The 17073-nt window shown below is 70.4% G+C and carries 17 protein-coding genes; 9 read left to right on the top strand and 8 right to left on the bottom strand.

The window, feature by feature from the left end; genetic code table 11:
* The 3 genes from AC1DXK_RS26250 to AC1DXK_RS26240 all read left to right on the top strand — a co-directional run.
* Nucleotides 1-301: DUF1223 domain-containing protein (locus AC1DXK_RS26250; protein WP_477299435.1), on the top strand; the 301-nt coding region annotated here is incomplete at its 5' end.
* A 110-nt stretch (nt 302-411) separates the two neighbouring features.
* Nucleotides 412-969: a sigma-70 family RNA polymerase sigma factor gene (locus AC1DXK_RS26245; protein ID WP_457106197.1), complete on the top strand. Its 558-nt coding sequence runs from the start codon at nt 412-414 to the stop codon at nt 967-969.
* A complete protein-coding gene (locus AC1DXK_RS26240) occupies nt 969-1658 on the top strand; it encodes an NrsF family protein (RefSeq protein WP_457106174.1) in 690 nt (229 codons plus the stop codon). The genes AC1DXK_RS26245 and AC1DXK_RS26240 overlap by 1 nt, the downstream gene beginning before the upstream one ends.
* Before the next feature lie 5 nt (nt 1659-1663).
* On the opposite strand, the gene AC1DXK_RS26235 is transcribed toward AC1DXK_RS26240, so the two are convergent.
* A complete protein-coding gene (locus AC1DXK_RS26235) occupies nt 1664-2155 on the bottom strand; it encodes a YcgN family cysteine cluster protein (protein WP_457106175.1) in 492 nt (163 codons plus the stop codon).
* A 285-nt stretch (nt 2156-2440) separates the two neighbouring features.
* Between AC1DXK_RS26235 and AC1DXK_RS26230 the strand changes: the two genes are divergently transcribed.
* Genes AC1DXK_RS26230 through AC1DXK_RS26220 form a run of 3 tightly spaced genes read left to right on the top strand, consistent with a single transcriptional unit; the run spans nt 2441 to nt 6043 of the window.
* Entirely contained in the window at nt 2441-4738 is a 2298-nt protein-coding gene (locus tag AC1DXK_RS26230; RefSeq protein ID WP_457106176.1) for a transglycosylase domain-containing protein, read from the top strand.
* Nucleotides 4739-4742: 4 nt separating this feature from the next.
* The gene (locus AC1DXK_RS26225; RefSeq protein ID WP_457106177.1) at nt 4743-5426 is read left to right on the top strand and encodes a DUF1214 domain-containing protein; all 684 of its coding nucleotides are present in this window, start codon (nt 4743-4745) and stop codon (nt 5424-5426) included.
* Nucleotides 5414-6043, top strand: coding sequence for a DUF1254 domain-containing protein (locus AC1DXK_RS26220; protein ID WP_457106178.1), 630 nt, complete (start codon nt 5414-5416; stop codon nt 6041-6043). Before AC1DXK_RS26225 ends, AC1DXK_RS26220 begins: the two co-directional genes overlap by 13 nt.
* A 186-nt stretch (nt 6044-6229) precedes the next feature.
* Here the strand turns inward: AC1DXK_RS26220 and AC1DXK_RS26215 are convergent, their stop codons facing one another.
* The 4 genes from AC1DXK_RS26215 to AC1DXK_RS26200 all read right to left on the bottom strand — a co-directional run bounded on the left by AC1DXK_RS26215 (nt 6230) and on the right by AC1DXK_RS26200 (nt 9719).
* Nucleotides 6230-7351, bottom strand: coding sequence for a hypothetical protein (locus tag AC1DXK_RS26215; protein WP_477299434.1), 1122 nt, complete (start codon nt 7349-7351; stop codon nt 6230-6232).
* Nucleotides 7352-7354: 3 nt separating this feature from the next.
* The gene (locus AC1DXK_RS26210) at nt 7355-8296 is read right to left on the bottom strand and encodes a DNA-methyltransferase (RefSeq protein ID WP_477299433.1); all 942 of its coding nucleotides are present in this window, start codon (nt 8294-8296) and stop codon (nt 7355-7357) included.
* A 327-nt stretch (nt 8297-8623) separates the two neighbouring features.
* Entirely contained in the window at nt 8624-9454 is an 831-nt protein-coding gene (locus AC1DXK_RS26205) for a hypothetical protein (RefSeq protein ID WP_457106181.1), read from the bottom strand.
* Nucleotides 9455-9506: 52 nt separating this feature from the next.
* On the bottom strand, nt 9507-9719 hold the full coding sequence (locus AC1DXK_RS26200) for a hypothetical protein (RefSeq protein WP_457106182.1): 213 nt from the start codon (nt 9717-9719) through the stop codon (nt 9507-9509).
* Nucleotides 9720-10156: 437 nt separating this feature from the next.
* On the opposite strand from AC1DXK_RS26200, the gene AC1DXK_RS26195 reads away from it, so the two are divergent.
* Together AC1DXK_RS26195 and gshB are read left to right on the top strand one after the other, a co-directional pair.
* A complete protein-coding gene (locus tag AC1DXK_RS26195) occupies nt 10157-10450 on the top strand; it encodes a hypothetical protein (RefSeq protein ID WP_457106183.1) in 294 nt (97 codons plus the stop codon).
* Nucleotides 10451-10496: 46 nt separating this feature from the next.
* Nucleotides 10497-11453, top strand: a complete 957-nt coding sequence (gshB, locus tag AC1DXK_RS26190) for a glutathione synthase (RefSeq protein WP_457106184.1) — start codon at nt 10497-10499, stop codon at nt 11451-11453.
* Between the two features lie 112 nt (nt 11454-11565).
* Here the strand turns inward: gshB and AC1DXK_RS26185 are convergent, their stop codons facing one another.
* Together AC1DXK_RS26185 and AC1DXK_RS26180 are read right to left on the bottom strand one after the other, a co-directional pair.
* Nucleotides 11566-13101 carry a cation:proton antiporter gene (locus AC1DXK_RS26185; RefSeq protein ID WP_457106185.1) on the bottom strand — a complete coding sequence of 512 codons (1536 nt, stop codon included), beginning with the start codon at nt 13099-13101 and terminating at the stop codon, nt 11566-11568.
* A gap of 69 nt (nt 13102-13170) precedes the next feature.
* Entirely contained in the window at nt 13171-14622 is a 1452-nt protein-coding gene (locus tag AC1DXK_RS26180; RefSeq protein ID WP_477299432.1) for a carbohydrate porin, read from the bottom strand.
* A 122-nt stretch (nt 14623-14744) separates the two neighbouring features.
* Between AC1DXK_RS26180 and AC1DXK_RS26175 the strand changes: the two genes are divergently transcribed.
* On the top strand, nt 14745-16343 hold the full coding sequence (locus AC1DXK_RS26175; protein WP_477299431.1) for a gamma-glutamyltransferase family protein: 1599 nt from the start codon (nt 14745-14747) through the stop codon (nt 16341-16343).
* Nucleotides 16344-16407: 64 nt separating this feature from the next.
* Here AC1DXK_RS26175 and AC1DXK_RS26170 read toward each other — a convergent pair.
* Nucleotides 16408-17073, bottom strand: a 666-nt coding sequence (locus AC1DXK_RS26170) for a class I SAM-dependent methyltransferase (protein WP_477299430.1), incomplete at its 5' end; no start/stop codon positions are given.

Raw genomic sequence — 17073 nt, 5'->3', positions numbered from 1 at the left:
GGTCGGTCCCGGGCGCGGCACCGCGACGGCGACCGCCCGCGTGCTGCTCGTCGGTTTCGATCCGAGCCACACGACCCGGGTGCTGCGCGGCGAGAACGCCGGGCGCACGATCGACCAGGCCAACGTCGTCCGCTCCGTGCAGGACCTCGGCCGCTGGTCCGGTGGGGCCGCGGCCTTCGCGTCGGGCCGCCCGGACGGCGCGACGGCGGCCCTGCTGGTGCAGGCCGAGGACGGGCGGATCCTCGGGGCCGCACGCCTCGCAGCGGCCCCGGCCGGGACGGCACGGGAGGCCGTGCGATGATCCTCGCGATTCCGGGCGGGATCCCCGCCCGCGGCTGGGTGCTGGCGTCGGGGTCGGAGCGCGGTCTAGATACGGCGCGGGCCGGGGGACGGAACGACGGCGGAGCCCGGATGGCGCTCGAACAGGAACTGGCAGCCCTGATGGCGGCGGCACAGGGCGGCGACGCGGCCGCCTATCGGGCGCTGCTGAAGGCCTGCCTGCCCGTGGTCTCTGCGATCGCGCGGGCGCAGGGCGTACGCGGCGAAGCGGTGGACGACGTCGTGCAGGACGCGCTGATGACGGTCCACCGGGCTCGGGCGAGCTATGATCCCGACCGGCCGTTCCTGCCCTGGCTGCGGGCCATCACCCAGCGGCGGGCGATCGACCGCCTGCGCCGGGCCGGGCGGCGGCCCCGGGAGGTCAACGATCCCCTCGCCTACGAGGCCGAGGTCGATCCCGGCCCGGCCCCCGGTCAGAGCTTGGAGGCGCGGGACCGCGCCGCAGCCCTGTCGCGGGCGCTGGCGGCCCTTCCCGACGGTCAGCGGCAGGCGGTGGAGCATCTCGGCCTGCGCGAGCTGTCGCTCGACGAGACCGCGGCCCTGACCGGCCGGAGCAAGGGCGCCCTGAAGGTGAACCTGCACCGGGCGTTGAAGGCGTTGCGGGCAAGCCTGACCCAGGAGAGGGAGTGATGCCCGGAGAGGGGAGCAATTGGGCAGGCCGCGGCCTCTCCCGTCACGAGCGGCTCGTCGAGGAACTCGCGGGCGGCCTCGAGCCGGTGCGGCCGCTCCGAGCCCCGGAGGCGCGTGCGGCCCTGTGGCTCGGCGCCACGCTGCTGCTCGGGCTGGTCCTGGCGGCCTGGATCGGCACGGGCGGATTCATGCTGCGCATGCATGTCCCGGATCTCGCCCTCGCGGCGATCGGCGCCGCGCTGACGGCGGTCGCCGCCGCGTTCGCGGCCTTCGCCACCAGCGTCCCGGGCCGTTCCGGCCGTTGGGCGCTCCTGCCGCTTCCGCCGCTGGCCCTGTGGATCGGCGCGAGCGGTCTGGGCTGCCTGCGCGAATGGATCGCGCCGGGTGCCGACATCCCCGGAGCGCACACGGTCACGGGCTGCTTCAGTTTCCTGATCTGCGTCTCGGTGCCGCTCTCGGTGCTGATCGTGGTGATGCTGCGGCGCGCCTGCCCGCTGCGGCCGAACCTTACGGCCGCCCTCGGCGGCCTCGCGGTGGCCGCTGCGGCCGCGGCCCTGCTGGTCCCGGTCCACCCGCACGACGCCACGGCCACGGACCTTCTGTTCCACGCGGCGGCGGTCGCCCTCGTCATCGCCGTCAACGGGCTGGCCGGCGGCCGGCTGCTCGACCGCGACGCCGGCGCCCACTGAGGCGCTCAGGCGCCGTCGGGATCGCTGCCGGGCCAGTCGACGATCCGGTCCGGCAACTCATCCTCCGAGAACTCCTCCTCGTTGCCGGCGAGCCGGCCGCGCACCGAGATACCGGCCTCGTGGACGCTCGACGCCCGGCCCGACAGCAGCGGGTGCCAGGGATAGAGCGGCTCCCCATCCCGCACGAGGCGGTACGCACAGGTTGGCGGCAGCCACGCGATCGTCCGCACTGCCTCCGGCGTCAGGCGGACGCAATCGGGCACGCGCGTCTGCCGGCGCGCATAATCGCGGCACCGGCAGGTCAGACCGTCAAGGAGGGTGCAGCCGATGTCGGTGTGATGGACCTCGCCGGTGTCCTCGTCCTCGAGCTTGATCAGGCAGCACCGGCCGCAGCCGTCGCACAGGCTCTCCCATTCGGACGGGGTCATGGCCTCGAGCGTCTTGGCCTGCCAGAACGGCTCGACAGCCCCGCGGCGCGGCGCCTCGGGCTTGGACATCGGTGAGGTCTCTCGAACGGGGAGGCGCTTCTCTGCCCGAGGCGGTGGACCGGAGCAAGCGCCGCAATCGACGTCCGGATGCGACCGGATCGCGCCCTCGCGCGTTACACCCAAGCTCGTCCATGGCGATTCGTGAAACGGCGTGGAGCCTCGCCGGCCGTTCCGGATCCTGCTATGGACGGGGACGCCGCGCGGTGGCGCGGGCGCAGGCTCCGCGCCCGCGGCGCTCGACCATTCGCCGCCACGTTTCGCCGCAGAGGCGCTCGACAAGCCGGGTCCGACATCGTGCGCCTGCCGACGTTCACCGAGATCAAGATCCGCCTCGAACGCGCCGCGCTGGCGTTCGACGCCTGGGTCAATGCCAGCTTGTACGACGGCGGCCAGTCCACCGGCGTAGTCTACGAGCGCTTCCAGCGGGTCATGAGCCGCTTCGCGGTGCGCGGCTGGAAGCGCGTCGCCCTCGACCTGACCAGCGAGGGGGTCACCATCGGGACCGGCGGCGCGGTGCTGATGCTCGCCCTGGCGCAGCCGGCCTTCCAGCTGACCAGCGAGAACTGGTTGAAGCAGCAGGACCTCGCCGTCACCTTCCTCGACCGCTACGGCACTGAGGTCGGGCGCCGCGGCATCAAGCACGACGACTCGCTGAAGCTCGACGAGTTTCCCGACATCATGATCAAGGCGCTGGTCTCCACCGAGGACCGGCGCTTCTACGAGCATTGGGGTATCGACCCGATCGGGACCCTGCGGGCGCTGGTCAACAATTCGAAGGGCGGCGGCGGCACCCAGGGCGGCTCGTCGATCACCCAGCAGCTCGCCAAGAACCTCTTTCTGACGAATGAGCGGTCGCTCGAAAGAAAGGTCAACGAGGCGTTCCTGGCGCTCTGGCTCGAGAGCCATCTGACCAAGAACGAGATCCTGAAGCTCTACCTCGACCGCGCCTATATGGGCGGCGGCACCTTCGGCGCGGTGGCGGCGGCGGATTATTACTTCGGCAAGCCCCTCAAGGACATCAGCCTCGCCGAGGCCGCCATGCTGGCCGGCCTGTTCAAGGCGCCGACCAAGTACGCCCCGCACGTCAACCTGCCGGCGGCCCGCGCCCGGGCGGCGGACGTGCTGCACAACATGGTGGAGGCGGGCTTCGTCACCGAGGGCCAGATCCAGACCGCCCTGCGCAACCCGGCGACGCCGGTGACCCGCACGCGCGACATCACCGCCGACTACTACCTCGACTGGGCCTTCGGCGAGATCAAGGGGATGGCCGACGCGGGCAAGCTTCGCAACGACCGCGTTCTGACGGTGAAGACGCCGCTGGACCTCGCCATCCAGAAGCGCGCCGACGAGGTGGTCGCCGATATCCTGCGCAAGTCCGGCGACGCCATGGATGTCGACGAGGCCGCCATGGTGATCCTCGACCCCGACGGGGCGCTCCGCGCCATGGTCGGCGGCGCCGATTACGGCGAGAGCCAGTTCAACCGCGCCACCGACGCCCTGCGCCAGCCCGGCTCGTCGTTCAAACCCTACGTCTACTCGGCCGCCCTCAATTCGGGCCTGTTCAAGCCCGATACGCCGGTCGTCGACAGCCCGGTCTGCATCGGCAACTGGTGCCCGCAGAATTACGGCCGCTCCTACGCCGGCCGGGTACCGATGTGGCTCGCGGTGGCGAAGTCGATCAACACGATCCCGATCAAGATCTCCATCGCCCTCGGCAAGGCCATGGGCATCAGTCACGAAGCCAAGGCCGCGAAGGCGGGCCGCGCGAAGATCACCGAACTCGCCCACAAGATGGGCATCACCTCGAACCTGATCGACACGGTCTCGATGCCGATCGGCTCGGACGAGGTTACGGTGATCGATCAGGCGGCGGGCTACGCGGTGTTCGCCAACGGCGGCTTCCGCGCCAAGCCCTACGCGGCCATGGAGGTGAAGAACTCGTCCGGCGAGGTGATCTATCGCCACGCCGACGAGGCGCCCGAGCGGGTGCTCGCCCCCCAGGTCGTGGCCGACATGAATTTCATGCTGAACAAGGTCGTCGAGGAGGGTACCGGCAAGCGGGCGCAGCTCGAGGGCGTGAAGGTCGCGGGCAAGTCCGGCACCACGAACGCCTACCGGGACGCGTGGTTCGTCGGCTACACGGGCAATTACGTCGGCGCGGTCTGGTACGGCAACGACGACCATACCTCGACCAACAAGCTCACCGGCGGCTCGCTCCCGGCCCAGACCTGGCACGACGTGATGGAGCCGGCCCACCAGGGCATCGAGATCAAGGGATTGCCCGGCCTGAAGGACAGCCCGCGGGCAGCCCAGCAGCAGGCCTCCGGAGGGACGACAGCCCCGATCGACCCCAATGCCAGCGCCTACGGCAAGCTGTCCCGCCGATCCTTTGAGGTGATCAGCGGTCTGAACGGCCTGTTCCGCACGGTCGAGCGTGCGCCCGGATCGGCTGCGGATCCGCGATCCGGCGCCGGGGACGCGCCGAAGACCGGCCGAAAGCCCGGCGACCGCGCTGCGGCTGCACCCTCCGGGCAGCCGCGCGCCTTGGCCGAGGGCGGCCGCCCGGTCGGCGGCTTCGTCGAGGTGCGGTGAGCACATGAAGCTCACGATTCCCGGCACCTTCGGCGGCGCCTCCGCGTCCGCCGGTGCCCCGCGCAGCGGCGTGGTCCGGTTCGTCCGTCGCCTCTGGCGCAAGAGTTCGGTCGCCGGACTTGCCGTGTACGCCCTGGCGCTCGGCGCCGTCCTCGGACTTGCCAGTGCCGACTGGGCGACGAGCGGTGGCTATCCCTTCGGCGGCGTGCAGGTCGGCGCCTGGACCGCCTGGCCGCGGGCCGGTGCCGGGAACGCCGATCCCTATACCCGCGCGGTCAATGCCCGCCGCGGCGAGATCCCCCTGGCGGTCGGCGAGGGCCTGCTGCTGACCGCAGCGGTCGACGATACCGGTCAGGCCCTCGACGCGACCTGCACGTACCGGATCGGCGGCGGGACGCCCCCCGCCCGGGCCTGGACCCTCACGGTCGCAGGCCGCGGCCCGCGCGAGGCCGACCGTGCCCCCTTGCGCGAAGGCTTCACCTCGACGGAGGTGCTGCGCGCCGCCGACGGGCGGTTCGCGATCGTGCTCGCGCCGGATGTGCAGCCCGGGAACTGGCTGCCGAGCCCGCGGGCGAGCGGGCCGGTGCGCTTGGCTCTGCGCCTCTACGACACACCGGTGGCCGCCAGCGTCGGGTCCCTCGACCGGAATTCCGTGCCGGCCGTCACACGCCTCGGATGCGCCCCGTGAACCTGCGCTTCGTCTACGCCACGCTGACCGGCCTCGTGCTTGCCGGGATCGTCCACATCGCGGCGGTCCTGGCGATCCCCGGCCTGTCGGACTCCGATGCCGTCACGCGCGCCCGCACCAGCGAGAACCTGGACCATCCGCAAACGATCTACACGGTCGCGACCGGCGACGATCCCTCCCCGCCCGAGGCGTGGCTTCCGATCCCGGATCCGGCGGTGGCGGTGGGTGTCTGCGCCTACAATCTTGCCGACGGACCCATGCGCGTCTCGGCCCGCACCGGCCCCCTCTCCCTCTCGCTCGCCGCGCATGCCCGCCGCGGAGCGTTCTACGCGGTGACCGATCAAGCGGCGGTGCGCGGTGCCCTCGACCTCGTGATCCTCACCCGCGCCCAGTACGACGAGGCGCTGGCCGACGACGACGAGAACGATCCGAGCCGCGACGTCCGCATCGTCGCGCCCGACGCGCGGGGAGTCGTGGTGGTGCGGGTGATTGCGGGCCTGCCGAGCCAGCGGCCCGCCGCCAACGCCGCGGTTCAGGCCGTCTCCTGTACCACCGACACGCCGGCGGACGATGCGACCACCGGTAAGGATGCGCCGGGCAAGGGCGCAGGGCGATAGCGAGGCCTTCTTCGGAGGTCGTTACAGGGATCGATCTTTTCGATGGACTCCATCGGGATGCGGTCTTTCGCAAGGTCCTGTTGAAAGACGTGGACCGGAGCCGCGAAATCCGGATCGCTATGAATAGACCCCTTCAAGATCTTCGGCCGCAATCGTTGTCGCTTTCAAGTCCCTGACGGATCGCCGTCATGGCTGTGCCGTTCCGATGAGGCCCGGGAAGGGTTGAACCTCCAGCAACTCGTCAAGGGTCGACCGCGTGAACACCCTTCCCTCCGTGTCCCCGACGACGGGGGCAAGCGCATCATTGATGCGTGCCCAGCCGATGCCCCCCAGCACACCGATCAGAGGGACGCCGTTCAGCCGCATGGCTTCCGCTCGGAGGCGCGCGAAACGAAGCGCCTTGTCGCGCGCGGTTCCGCCGTTGTTCGTCCCCTTACATTCCAGCATGGCCTTCAGGCTGTCGTCCCTCTGGTCAAAGATCACGAAGTCTGGCGCCGGCGTGACCCGCACTTCGAAGCGTGCAGCGATCTCCGCTTGATTGTGGCTGCCTGTTCGAATGAACGGAATCCGGTTTGCCGTAAACAGGTCCTGGACGGAATCCTCGATCAAGTCGCCGCGCAGGGTCGATGTCGCGTCCAAGACTTGGCGAAAGGCTCCGCCGTAGTGTCTCTGATGTAAAAATACCTTCAGCGGAACCCCGTTTGACGCGAAATTCCTGACGGTGTTCCATCCGTCTTCCGTGTCGGGCTTCTGCTGCTTGCTCCGCAAGCCCGGCGGCGCGTCCCCGAAGAGTTCGCGATTCATCGCCATGGCTATCGTCTTCGCAACGATCTCGGCTTGGTGCCGCGTGCGCGCCGACTTTGCCCGCGGCTCAAGATCGCTGCGCTCCATCTTATCGATCTGCGATGACGAGAGGGGCTTGGAATCCGCCGCTTCAGCCGCGATCAGGGAAGCGTGGGCCAATTCATCCTTCGTGAGGCCGAGAAGTGTTCTGAACACGAGAAGAGTGCGTGGGCACTCGGATATTGCACGTGCCAGATCCTTTTCCGTGGTTTTGGCGAACCCGTCCGTCAGGCGATCGGCCGCGTCATAGGCCTCGAAGAAATGGGGCGGGTCATAAAATTCCGAATCGTGGATGTAGGCGAAGTCAGGTGACAGGTGCGGCATATACAGCTTTCGCGCGACGGCCGCGTAGATCGCGTTGTGCTCCCCCGTCCCGTGGTGCTGAGGAATAAGCCTGAGCTGGGCAATGCGCTGCGCCCAGGACTTGGCCTCCAAGATCTTTTGAACCGTGTCGTCGATCGGCATGCGTCAACCTATGGAAGAGGCAACGAGGCGGCCCGGCGTGTCATTTGCAAGGTCCTCGGCAATTCGGCGCCGCGCCTCCTGCACGAATGCGTCATGGATCTCGAAGCCGAAAGCTTGGCGGTCATGGCGCCGCGCGACCACGATGGTCGTTCCGCTCCCGGCGAAGGGATCGACGACGATTCCCCCTGGCGGAGACGCAGCTTTGATAAAGAACTCGGCCAATCCTTCGGGCATCGCCGCCGTGTGAGCGACACCGCGATGCTGGTTATACGTCTGGGGGACGCTGACGACGTTGCCCGGGTCTGCGCCGCCGAGCAGATAGGTCTTGGTCCGATCGCGCCCGAAGCCAGCCTCGGTGCTGCGGCGGCCGAGCGTATCCAGTTTCCTGCGGGCAATCTCGGCTTGGTCGGCCTTGTACGGAACCCGGACGCTGGCCAAGTCGAAGAAGGGCCGAACATCTCTGGCAAAATGATAGACGTACTCAAAACTGTCTTTGGTGCGGGGACCGAATCGTCCAGGCACGGCATTCGGCTTGGCCCAGATATAAGTCTCAATCCAGCGCCAGCCGATATTCTGCAGCGCCAGGACGAGCTGATAGACATACGGGTGACGCTGGCCCTTCAGGGGACCTTCCTTCGCGACCCGATTCTTGATGTTGATGATCAGGCTTCCGGTCGGCTTGGTGGCATCAAACATCGCGCGGGCGAACGGTAGGAACCATTCCACATAGCGATCGGGATGAATGCGGCTGTAGCCCCGCGCGTCGGCGTAGGGCGGGGACGTGAAGAACAGGTCGATACTGCCGTTCGGCAGCTCCGACAGAAAGCCTTGCCCGTCGCCATGCAGAACGCCCTGTCGCAGGCCATCCTGCAAGACCGTGCCGGGCCGCCGGGGCTGATGCGCGCCCTCGATAGGGACGAGGGCCGGGCCTCGCGATTTGCGCATCTCAAATCCGCTCCGGTTGAAATTCGACACGGCGTACAAGGTTCTGGTGCATCGATCACAGCTTTTGCACCGATCGGGTGCTGGAGCGAGACGGGTCTTCCCGTGCGGCACGCCGTGGGGGTCGTCGCGGCGCAGGCGCAACGTCAAGCGCCGTTCATTCGGTCCGGTGAGACCTTTATCGATGATCGAAGAGAGTCCGGGAGCGAAGCGCGGTGGTCAGGCGACGAACGCCGGAAAGCGATCCGGATTGCCCCGCCCGTATCGCGTGCGGCGTCTGACGGCGCCCGGTGACCACCGCGACCTCAGACCCGACTCTTGCGCGGCCGCTCAGTCCTTGACCACCAGAGGCGCTGCCTGGGCAACCGGCACCGGGGGCGGCAGCGGGATCGGTCCGAGCCCGCACCGGGCCGCCGCATCCGGCGGGAGGAGCGGGTCGAGCAAGTTGCGGCGGGCTGCCAGCATCATGACCGACCGTTCGGCCGAGACCGACTCCGGCGCCGGCGCCGCGGCGAACAGATGCTCCAGGGCGAACCGGTAGCGCGCGAGCCGCAGACCGGCCTCGAACCGCACCCACGCGATCAGGCAGCGGTTCTCGGCGACGCGCTGCGCGGCCAGCCGCACGTCGGCATCGTCGAGGGTCCTGGCGAAGGGGAGGCTGCGCAGCCGCGCGGCATCCGCGTCGATGACGCGGGCCGCCAGCGCCACGAAGATCGGGATCAGCCTTGCATCGGCGGTGGCATCGTCGCCGAGCTGCCGATAGCGGGAGACGGGCGAGCGGGACGGTTCGGCCGTCAGAGTTTCGTAATAGGCGCCCACGTCCTCGAAGCGCCAGGTCGCCGGCAGCGCGTGGGCGCTGGCGAGGCCGAGAACCACGTCCTGAAAGGCCGTGAAGGTGCTGGCGGGCTGGACGAATCGCCAGGCGCGGTCGCGCAGGGCCTGCTCGTCGTCGGTGAGACCGGAATCAAGCAGCAGCCGGCCGCGATCGTGGCTGCTGAAGCTGCCCGTGGTGTCGATGAGACCGTTCCAGACCCCCGTGCGCGGCCGGCCGAAATCGCCGCTCTGGGTGCAGGCGGCCAGGAGCGCCAAAGCCGCGCCGAGGGGGGCGAGCCGCGCCGCCAGGCGCGCGGGCCGGGAGCGCCGGGCATCCGAAATGGACATGGGGGAACCGTCGATGGCGTTGCGCGACCGGCCGGACATGCGCTGTGATGCCTCAGGAGGCGAGACGCTCGTAGCGCACGCCCAGGAACAGCAGGATCTCGCCGCGCCGCTCGTCGGAACGCGGGATGCGGCACGTGCGCCGCGCCTCGGTTCCCGGGAACGGGATCAGAACGGCCGACGCGTCCGCGGCGATCTGGCGCGTCGAATCGGCGGCCTGCTGCGGCGGCGGGCTGTCGTCGGTCTCCCGCGGTTTGAAAAGGGTCATGGTCTCCGGCTCCTGTCGGCGGTCCGAGCATCCGGCCCGGGCCTCGGGAGGGCGTCGGCAAGGGCTACGGAGACTATCCAGCACGACGTGGTTAACGGAATCTTTCCCGTCGTCGCCAGCGAAAGCGGGTCTTGAGGCGTGTTGGCGCGGCAATTGCGTCGGTCTTCGCGCCCATGGCGGGCGTTTCCTCCCTTCGACTTGAGGCCCCGTCCGATCCCGGACGGGGCCTTTTTATTCAGGGCTCGCCGCCACCGCGCGGTGGGCGGTGCGACCCGCGCGCCACACCGCGGCGGAGCGTGGCCGTGACGGTCCGGCGCGGAACCCGGCGGGACCTCCGACGCTTGCCTACCGCCCGGCCGGACCGATATGCCGGACGCGAATGAAGGCGGAGCCGCCGCATCGGTTCTCCGCCCGATCGAGATTGAGGACACCGCTGAATGCGACTGGTTCCGGAACGATCCCTGCGCGCCTCCCGCCACCGCGGGCTGGCCATCGCGGCGCTGGCGCTGGTGGCGCTCACCGCCGGCCCTGCCTATGCCCAACGCGAGGACCAGGGCCTGCAGCTCGGCTGCGCGAACGACTATTTCCGCCTCTGCGCCGGCGTCGATCCGAACAGCCAGGACGCGGATCGCTGCATGATGCGCAACCGCAAGCGCCTGTCGCCGGAATGCCGCTCGGCGATCGGCGACTACGACAAGCGCACGGGCAGCAAGTCTCTGTCCGACGATTGAGCCGGCATCCGGTCGCGATGTCCGCCGTTGGCGAGGGGCGTTTGCAATGAGCCTGACCGTCGCGGTTCAGATGGACCCGATCCAGAATATCCGGATCGCGGGTGACACCACCTTCGCCCTGCTGCTGGAGGCCCAGCGGCGGGGGCATACGCTCGTGCACTACACGCCCGACCGGCTCTCGATGCAGGGTCGGCGCGTGACCGCCCGGGTCGAGCGCCTGACCGTGCAGGACGTCGAGGGCGCGCACTACACCCTGGCGCCGCCGGAGCGCATCGACCTCGCGGAGGCCGACGTGGTGCTGATGCGCCAGGATCCGCCCTTCGACATGGCCTACATCACGGCCACCCACATGCTGGAGCGGATCCATCCGGAGACGCTCGTGGTCAACGACCCCTTCGAGGTGCGCAACGCACCCGAGAAGCTCTTCGTCCTCGACTTCCCGGAGCTGATGCCGCCGACCCTGATCAGCCGCGACAGGGCGGAGATCGAGGCCTTCCGGCTGGAGCACGGCACGGTGGCGATGAAACCGCTCCACGGTCATGGCGGCGCGGCCGTGTTCAAGGTGACCGAGACGGATCCGAACTTCGGCTCGATGTTCGACCTGTTCGCCACGACCTTCCGGGAGGCCTGGGTGGTGCAGCGCTACCTCGACCGGGTGACGGAGGGGGACAAGCGCATCATCCTGATCGACGGTGTCGCCATGGGGGCGGTCAACCGCGTCCCGGCCGCCAACGACATCCGCTCCAACATGGTCCGCGGCGGCGCGGCCTCGGCGTCCGAACTGACCGAGCGTGAGCGCGAGATCTGCGCCACGATCGGTCCGGAACTCGCGCGCCGCGGCCTGATCCTGGTGGGAATCGACGTGATCGACGGGCATCTGACCGAGATCAACGTCACGTCTCCCACCGGCATCCGGGCGATCAAGCGGCTCGGCGGCCCGGACCTGTCGGTCGCCGTCTGGGATGCGATCGAGGCGCGGATCGCGGCGCGCAAGGGCGTGTAACGGCACCGGCTTCCGTCTCGATCCCATCGGCTCCCACCCGCGACGCGCCTGACGCCGCCCGGACCGCTCCGCGGCGCGGGCCGGGACGGGGGGTCCACGAAGGCTGCGACGCTCAGGTTTCCGCCCGCGGCGTCGCACTGAGTTCGGCCCAGTCGAACTCTTCCTCCAGCAGGAAATAGGCGTCGTCCCCGATCCGGCCTGTTTGGCGAAGGGACAGGACCGTGTCGCGGGCGGCCTCGACCGCCCGGCGCCGGGCGGCGTCCGCCGGCAGGCTCTCCGGTGCCCGGCCTTCCTCGTGCTCCTCGGCCTCGACCAGCGCCGCGCGGAACTCGGCCCGCAGCGCGTCGGTCGCCGGCGCGTCGTCCGAGTCCGTCAGGCTGTCGAGGGCGGCCTTGTAGGCCGCTGCCCGGGCGCGGCCGGTCTCGCGCCCCACCGGGTCGTCGTCCTCCAGCTTCAGACAGGCGAGCACCGGGCGCAGGGTCAGGCCCTGGACGATCAGCGTGGCCAGCACAGTGAAGAAGGCGGCGAACACCACGAGGTCCCGGTGGGGGAACGCGGCGGGCAGCGCCAGGGCGGCCGCCACCGTGACGATCCCGCGCATCCCCGCCCACGAGAGGGCGAGCCCGGGTCCGAGCCGCGCCGGTGCGCCCGCCTGCCGGAGGCCGAGGCCGCGGATCCCTGTGGTCGGCAGAACCCAGGCGATACGGGTCACCACCACGGTCGCGAAGGTCGCGCACGCGAGGATCAGGGCCTGCCACGCATCCGGGCCCGTCAGCCGGTCCCGGATCGGGTCGATCTGGATGCCGATCAGGACGAAGGCCAGGACGTTGAGCACGAACACCGCCGTGTCCCAGACCGCGTAGGAGATCACCCGAGCCCGGGGCGCCGTCACGCCCGGCGCCCGGCGGGCGACCGTCACCGCGAAGGTCACGATGGTCAGGACTCCCGAGAGTTCCAGCCGCTCCGCGGCGAGCCAGATTCCGAAGGCGCCGACGAACTGCATCACGATCGCGCTCGCCGGGTCCGTGACGCGCCGGGTCAGCGCGACGAAGAGCAGACCCAGGACGGGTCCGACGGCGAGGCTCGCCACGACGCCCAGCAGGAATGCCGGCGCCACCTCGGCGGGATGGAAGGTCCCGGCCATCGCGGCCGCCACGCCGAGCCGGTAGATCAGCAGCGAGGCCGCATCGTTGAGCAGGCTCTCGCCGCGCAGGATCGTGGCGAGCCGGTGGGGCATCGGCGCGTGCTTGAGCACCGCCAGCGCCGCCACCGCGTCCGGCGGCGCCACCACGGCACCGAGCACGATGCAGGCGGACAGCGGCATGTCCGGCACGATCAGCCGCGCCACGACTGCGACGGCGAGCGTGGTCACCGCCACCGCGCCGACCGCGAGCCCCAGCACCGCGCGCCAGCTCTCCTTCAGATCCCGCACGGAGGCATCGAATCCGGCATCGAGCAGGACCGGGGCGAGGAACAGCGCCAGCGCCAGCTCGGGATCGAGCCGCAGGTTGGGCACGCCGGGCACGAAGGCGAGGCCGACGCCCCCAAGGGCCAGGAAGGCCGGATAGGGGGCGCCCAGGCGGCGCGCCAGACCGGCCAGGAGGACGGCGCCGAACATGACGCCGACGACCCACTCGAAGATCAACATGCCTTTGAAAGAGGCGGGGTCCTGGGAGCGTTCCCTGTCGAGCCGTCGCAGGCCGGCGCGGACGGGCGCTCAGTACTGCACGGTGGCGCGCACGCCCAGGACCGCGGCGTTGCGCAGGCGGCGCCCGTCCGGCCCGGCGATGCCGCCGCCCGGACGGATGACGTATTGCGCGTCCGGTTGCACCGTGAAGCCCGGCACGACGACGGCCTGATAGGTCGCCTCGATCACCGCCTCGGCGCGGCGCCGGGGCATCGGCATCCCCGCGTAGAGGATCGTGTCCCGGTCGGCCCGCTGAGCATCGTCGCTGATGCGGGCGTAGGCAAAGCTCACCCCGACCGTGTCGTCGTCGCGCCCGTCGACCAGGCCCTTGTAGGCGAGCCCGGTATCCACATAGGCGTCGATGAGGCTGGAGCGGGTCGGCGACCACGCGGCGCGCACGAAGAAGCCCACGCCCTCGTCGTCCTTGCCGGTCTCCCGGTAGAGGGTCTGGTCGTAGATCGCGTAGAGGCCGGCATTGCCCCGCACCGGCCGGCCGATCCCGGAGGCGTTCGGGTCGGCGAGCGGCACGCCGGTAATGTCGAAGCGCAGGCTGTCGAACCGGCCGAAATGCTGCCAGCCGCCGAGGGTGATGTCGCCCGGCAGGCCCTTCGATCCGGGGGCGATGTTGTACGCGTAGGTCGCCTCGGCGATGACCAGGGCCGGGTCGCGGAGGCGGAAATTCGTCCCCGTCCGGTCGAGGCGCTGCGCCTCCGGATCCTGCCCAGGCCGGTTGGCGCCGGCGGGATCGCCGTCGTAGAGCCCGACCTGGAGGGAAAAGCCGTTGCCCGGCACGTACTTGGCCCGGATCGCAGGCGCCGCCAGGGGATAGGCCGGCCCGCCGCTCGGCAGGTCGAGCCCGGTGATGGCCGGCCAACCGAAGGTGGAGTTCACGAACAGGGTCGCGGTCTGGCTGACGAAGAACTCGGTGTCGGCGGCCTGCTGGCCGATCCGGAGTCCGAGCTGACCGTCCATCAGGCTCTGGTCGAGCCAGAGCACGTAGAGCCGGCTCGCGGGCAAAGCCTCGATGACGCTCGTGGTCAGGAGGTTGCCGACATTGTAGCGCGACAGGCCGGTCCCGTGGATGAAATAGGCGTTGGCGTGGACCGTCGCCCCCTGCCAGCCGACGAGCCGGTCGAGGTCGAGGTTGAGCCGCAGGTTGAGGCGATCCTCCGCGATCGCCCCCTGCCGGACGCCGCCGACCGGGTTGCCGAAGATGTCGGCGACGTAGGTCAGGCTGTACTCGATGCCGCGGGCCTTCAGCGCGGGGCGAAGCCCGAGGGGATCGCCCAGCGGGCCGAGGGAGGGCTCGATGGAGCGGACGTAGCCACCGGAGGCCTGGCTGGTCGATTCGGGCTGCGAGACCGAGATGCGCGGGTCCGCGCCGGCACCTTCGAAAACGGTCCGGGTCCGCTGCTGGGCCGCGGCGGGCACGGCGCACAGGCCGAGGCCGAACGCGATCCAGGGTGGCAGCTTGCAGATCATCGGCCGCGTCTGAGCGACAGTACGCCGGCAGCATAGCATGGCGCGGTGCCGGTACGCGTCCCGGCCTTTGCAGGATGCACAGGCTCGCCTAACCCTGGAACCGGTACACCACAGGACCGCCGATGCCCGAGACACCCGTCTTCACCACCGCCGCCGTCGCCGCACCCCACATCCTCGCCGCCCAGGCCGGTCAGACGGTGCTGGCCCAGGGCGGTAATGCCATCGAGGCGATGGTGGCGATGGCTGCCTCCATCGCGGTGGTCTACCCGCACATGAACGGGATCGGCGGCGACGGCTTCTGGCTGGTGCGCGAGCGCGGCGGCCGGGTGCGCGGCATCGAGGCCTGCGGCCCGGCCGGGCGCCTCGCCACGATCCAGCGCTACCGCGAGAAGGACTACGACGCGATTCCCGCGCGCGGGCCGGACGCGATGGTGACGGTGGCCGGCGCCATCGGTGGCTGGCGCCTCGCCCTGGAGCTGGCCCGGGCGCTCGGAGGCCGCCTGCCCCTGGAGACGCTGCTCGCCGACGCGATCGGGCAGGCGCGCAACGGCGTGGCGGTCTCACCCTCGGAGGCGCGCTACGTGCCCCAGGAACTCGACACGCTCCACGACGCCCCGAATTTTGCCGCGACGTTCCTGAAGGACGGCAAGCCCTATCCGGCCGGCGAGGTCCGGACACTGCCGCGGCTCGCCGCCACCCTGGAGCAGCTCGCCCATGCGGGCCTCGGCGACTTCTACCGCGGCGATATCGGCCGGGAGATCGCCGCCGATCTGGAGCGGCTCGGCGCGCCGGTGACGCGGGCCGATCTTGAGACCTTCGCGGCGGTGGAGCGGGCGCCGCTTTCGATCCGGCGGCGCGACGCGACGCTGTACAATTTCCCACCCCCGACCCAAGGGCTCGCCGCGCTCCTGATCCTCGGCGTCTTCGACCGGCTCGCCATCGCCGAGCCGGAGAGCACGGCCCACTATCACGGCCTGATCGAGGCGACGAAGCGGGCCTTCGCGATCCGCGACCGGGTGGTGACCGATTTCAGCCGCCTGCGGCACGATCCCGCCGCCTTCCTGACGCCGGAGCACCTCGCCCGGGAGGCGGCCCTGATCGATATGCGCCGCGCCGCCCGGGTGCCCCTGCCCGATCCGGGCCACGGCGACACGGTCTGGATGGGGGCGATCGACAAGGACGGGCTCGCCGTCTCCTACATCCAGTCGGTGTACTGGGAGTACGGCTCGGGCGCGGTCCTGCCGGCCACCGGGATCTGCTGGCAGAACCGGGGCATGTCGTTCTCTCTGGACCCAAAGGCCGTGAATCCGCTGGAGCCGGGCCGGCGCCCGTTCCACACCCTGATCCCGGCGCTCGCCGCCTTCGACGACGGTCGGGTGATGAGCTACGGCAGCATGGGCGGCGACGGGCAGCCGCAATTCCAGGCCCAGATCTTCAGCCGCTACGCCGATTACGGGATGTCGGTGGCGGATGCCGTTGATGCCCCGCGCCTGCTCTACGGACGAACCTGGGGTGCGCCCTCCCTCAGCGTGAAGGTCGAGGACCGGTTCGATCCGGCCTGCATCGCGGCCCTCGACCGCCTCGGCCACGAGATCGAGGAGCTGGGCGGCCCCTACATCGACTCGCTGGGCCATGCCGGCATGCTGGTTCGCCACGCGCGCAACGGACGCATCGAGGCGACCCACGATCCGCGCTCGGACGGCGGCGCGCTGGGCCTCTGAACCGGCATCCGCCGCCATCGCCGGCATACCGTCACCGCTGCGTGCGATGACGGTATGCCGGACCTCAGCCCGCCTGCACGAGCCAGCAGGCGGCGCGCAGTCGCACCGAACCGTCCTGGGCGTGCCGGCGCAGGGCCTCGCTGACCGCCGCCTCCGCCCGCGACCGCAGGTCCGGCGCGGCCTCGCGGACGAGGTGGGAACTGGGGCCGAGGTTCAGGGAAACATGGGTCGCCGCCGCGATGGCCGCCGCATCGGTCTCGCCCTGTCCGAGCACGATATCTCGGTCCACCGCATCGCAGGTGACGTCCGCGAAGCCGGCGCCGCGCAGCAGTGCGACCATGGGGCCGGCGTCGGCGAAGCGGAACGGACCCGGCGTGTCCGGCTGCGGCGGCGGCGGGATTTCGGCCAGGAGCGGCAGCACCGCCTCGCGCGGCACGCTCACCCACAGGTTCTCCGGCAGAGTCCGCCAGCACAGGAAGGTCAGCCGGCCCCCCGGCGTCAGCATCCGGCGCACGTTGGCGAAGGCGCGGGCCGAATCCGGGAAGAACATCACGCCGAATCGCGAGAGCACCTGATCGAAACGGCCGAGATCGGCCGTCTCGACGTCGGCCTCGATGAACTGGACCGGGGCGGCGCCGGGCGCCTCCGCCGCCGCGCGGTCCCGCCCGACGGCCAGCAGGGGGGCTGAGATGTCGGCGCCGGTCACGCGGCCGCCGGCCCCGACCCGGCG

This window comes from Methylobacterium sp. P3_A11 (genome assembly GCF_056403155.1).
This window is presented reverse-complemented; position numbering and strand designations above follow the sequence as displayed.

Bases quoted from the DNA above. Each gene is read 5' to 3' on its own strand.
- AC1DXK_RS26245 (WP_457106197.1), top strand. From the start codon at position 412: ATGGCGCTCGAACAGGAACTGGCAGCCCTGATGGCGGCGGCACAGGGC.
- AC1DXK_RS26240 (WP_457106174.1), top strand. From the start codon at position 969: ATGCCCGGAGAGGGGAGCAATTGGGCAGGCCGCGGCCTCTCCCGTCAC.
- AC1DXK_RS26235 (WP_457106175.1), bottom strand. From the start codon at position 2,155: ATGTCCAAGCCCGAGGCGCCGCGCCGCGGGGCTGTCGAGCCGTTCTGG.
- AC1DXK_RS26225 (WP_457106177.1), top strand. From the start codon at position 4,743: ATGAAGCTCACGATTCCCGGCACCTTCGGCGGCGCCTCCGCGTCCGCC.
- AC1DXK_RS26220 (WP_457106178.1), top strand. From the start codon at position 5,414: ATGCGCCCCGTGAACCTGCGCTTCGTCTACGCCACGCTGACCGGCCTC.
- AC1DXK_RS26215 (WP_477299434.1), bottom strand. From the start codon at position 7,351: ATGCCGATCGACGACACGGTTCAAAAGATCTTGGAGGCCAAGTCCTGG.
- AC1DXK_RS26210 (WP_477299433.1), bottom strand. From the start codon at position 8,296: ATGCGCAAATCGCGAGGCCCGGCCCTCGTCCCTATCGAGGGCGCGCAT.
- AC1DXK_RS26205 (WP_457106181.1), bottom strand. From the start codon at position 9,454: ATGTCCATTTCGGATGCCCGGCGCTCCCGGCCCGCGCGCCTGGCGGCG.
- AC1DXK_RS26200 (WP_457106182.1), bottom strand. From the start codon at position 9,719: ATGACCCTTTTCAAACCGCGGGAGACCGACGACAGCCCGCCGCCGCAG.
- AC1DXK_RS26195 (WP_457106183.1), top strand. From the start codon at position 10,157: ATGCGACTGGTTCCGGAACGATCCCTGCGCGCCTCCCGCCACCGCGGG.
- gshB (WP_457106184.1), top strand. From the start codon at position 10,497: ATGAGCCTGACCGTCGCGGTTCAGATGGACCCGATCCAGAATATCCGG.
- AC1DXK_RS26185 (WP_457106185.1), bottom strand. From the start codon at position 13,101: ATGTTGATCTTCGAGTGGGTCGTCGGCGTCATGTTCGGCGCCGTCCTC.
- AC1DXK_RS26180 (WP_477299432.1), bottom strand. From the start codon at position 14,622: ATGATCTGCAAGCTGCCACCCTGGATCGCGTTCGGCCTCGGCCTGTGC.
- AC1DXK_RS26175 (WP_477299431.1), top strand. From the start codon at position 14,745: ATGCCCGAGACACCCGTCTTCACCACCGCCGCCGTCGCCGCACCCCAC.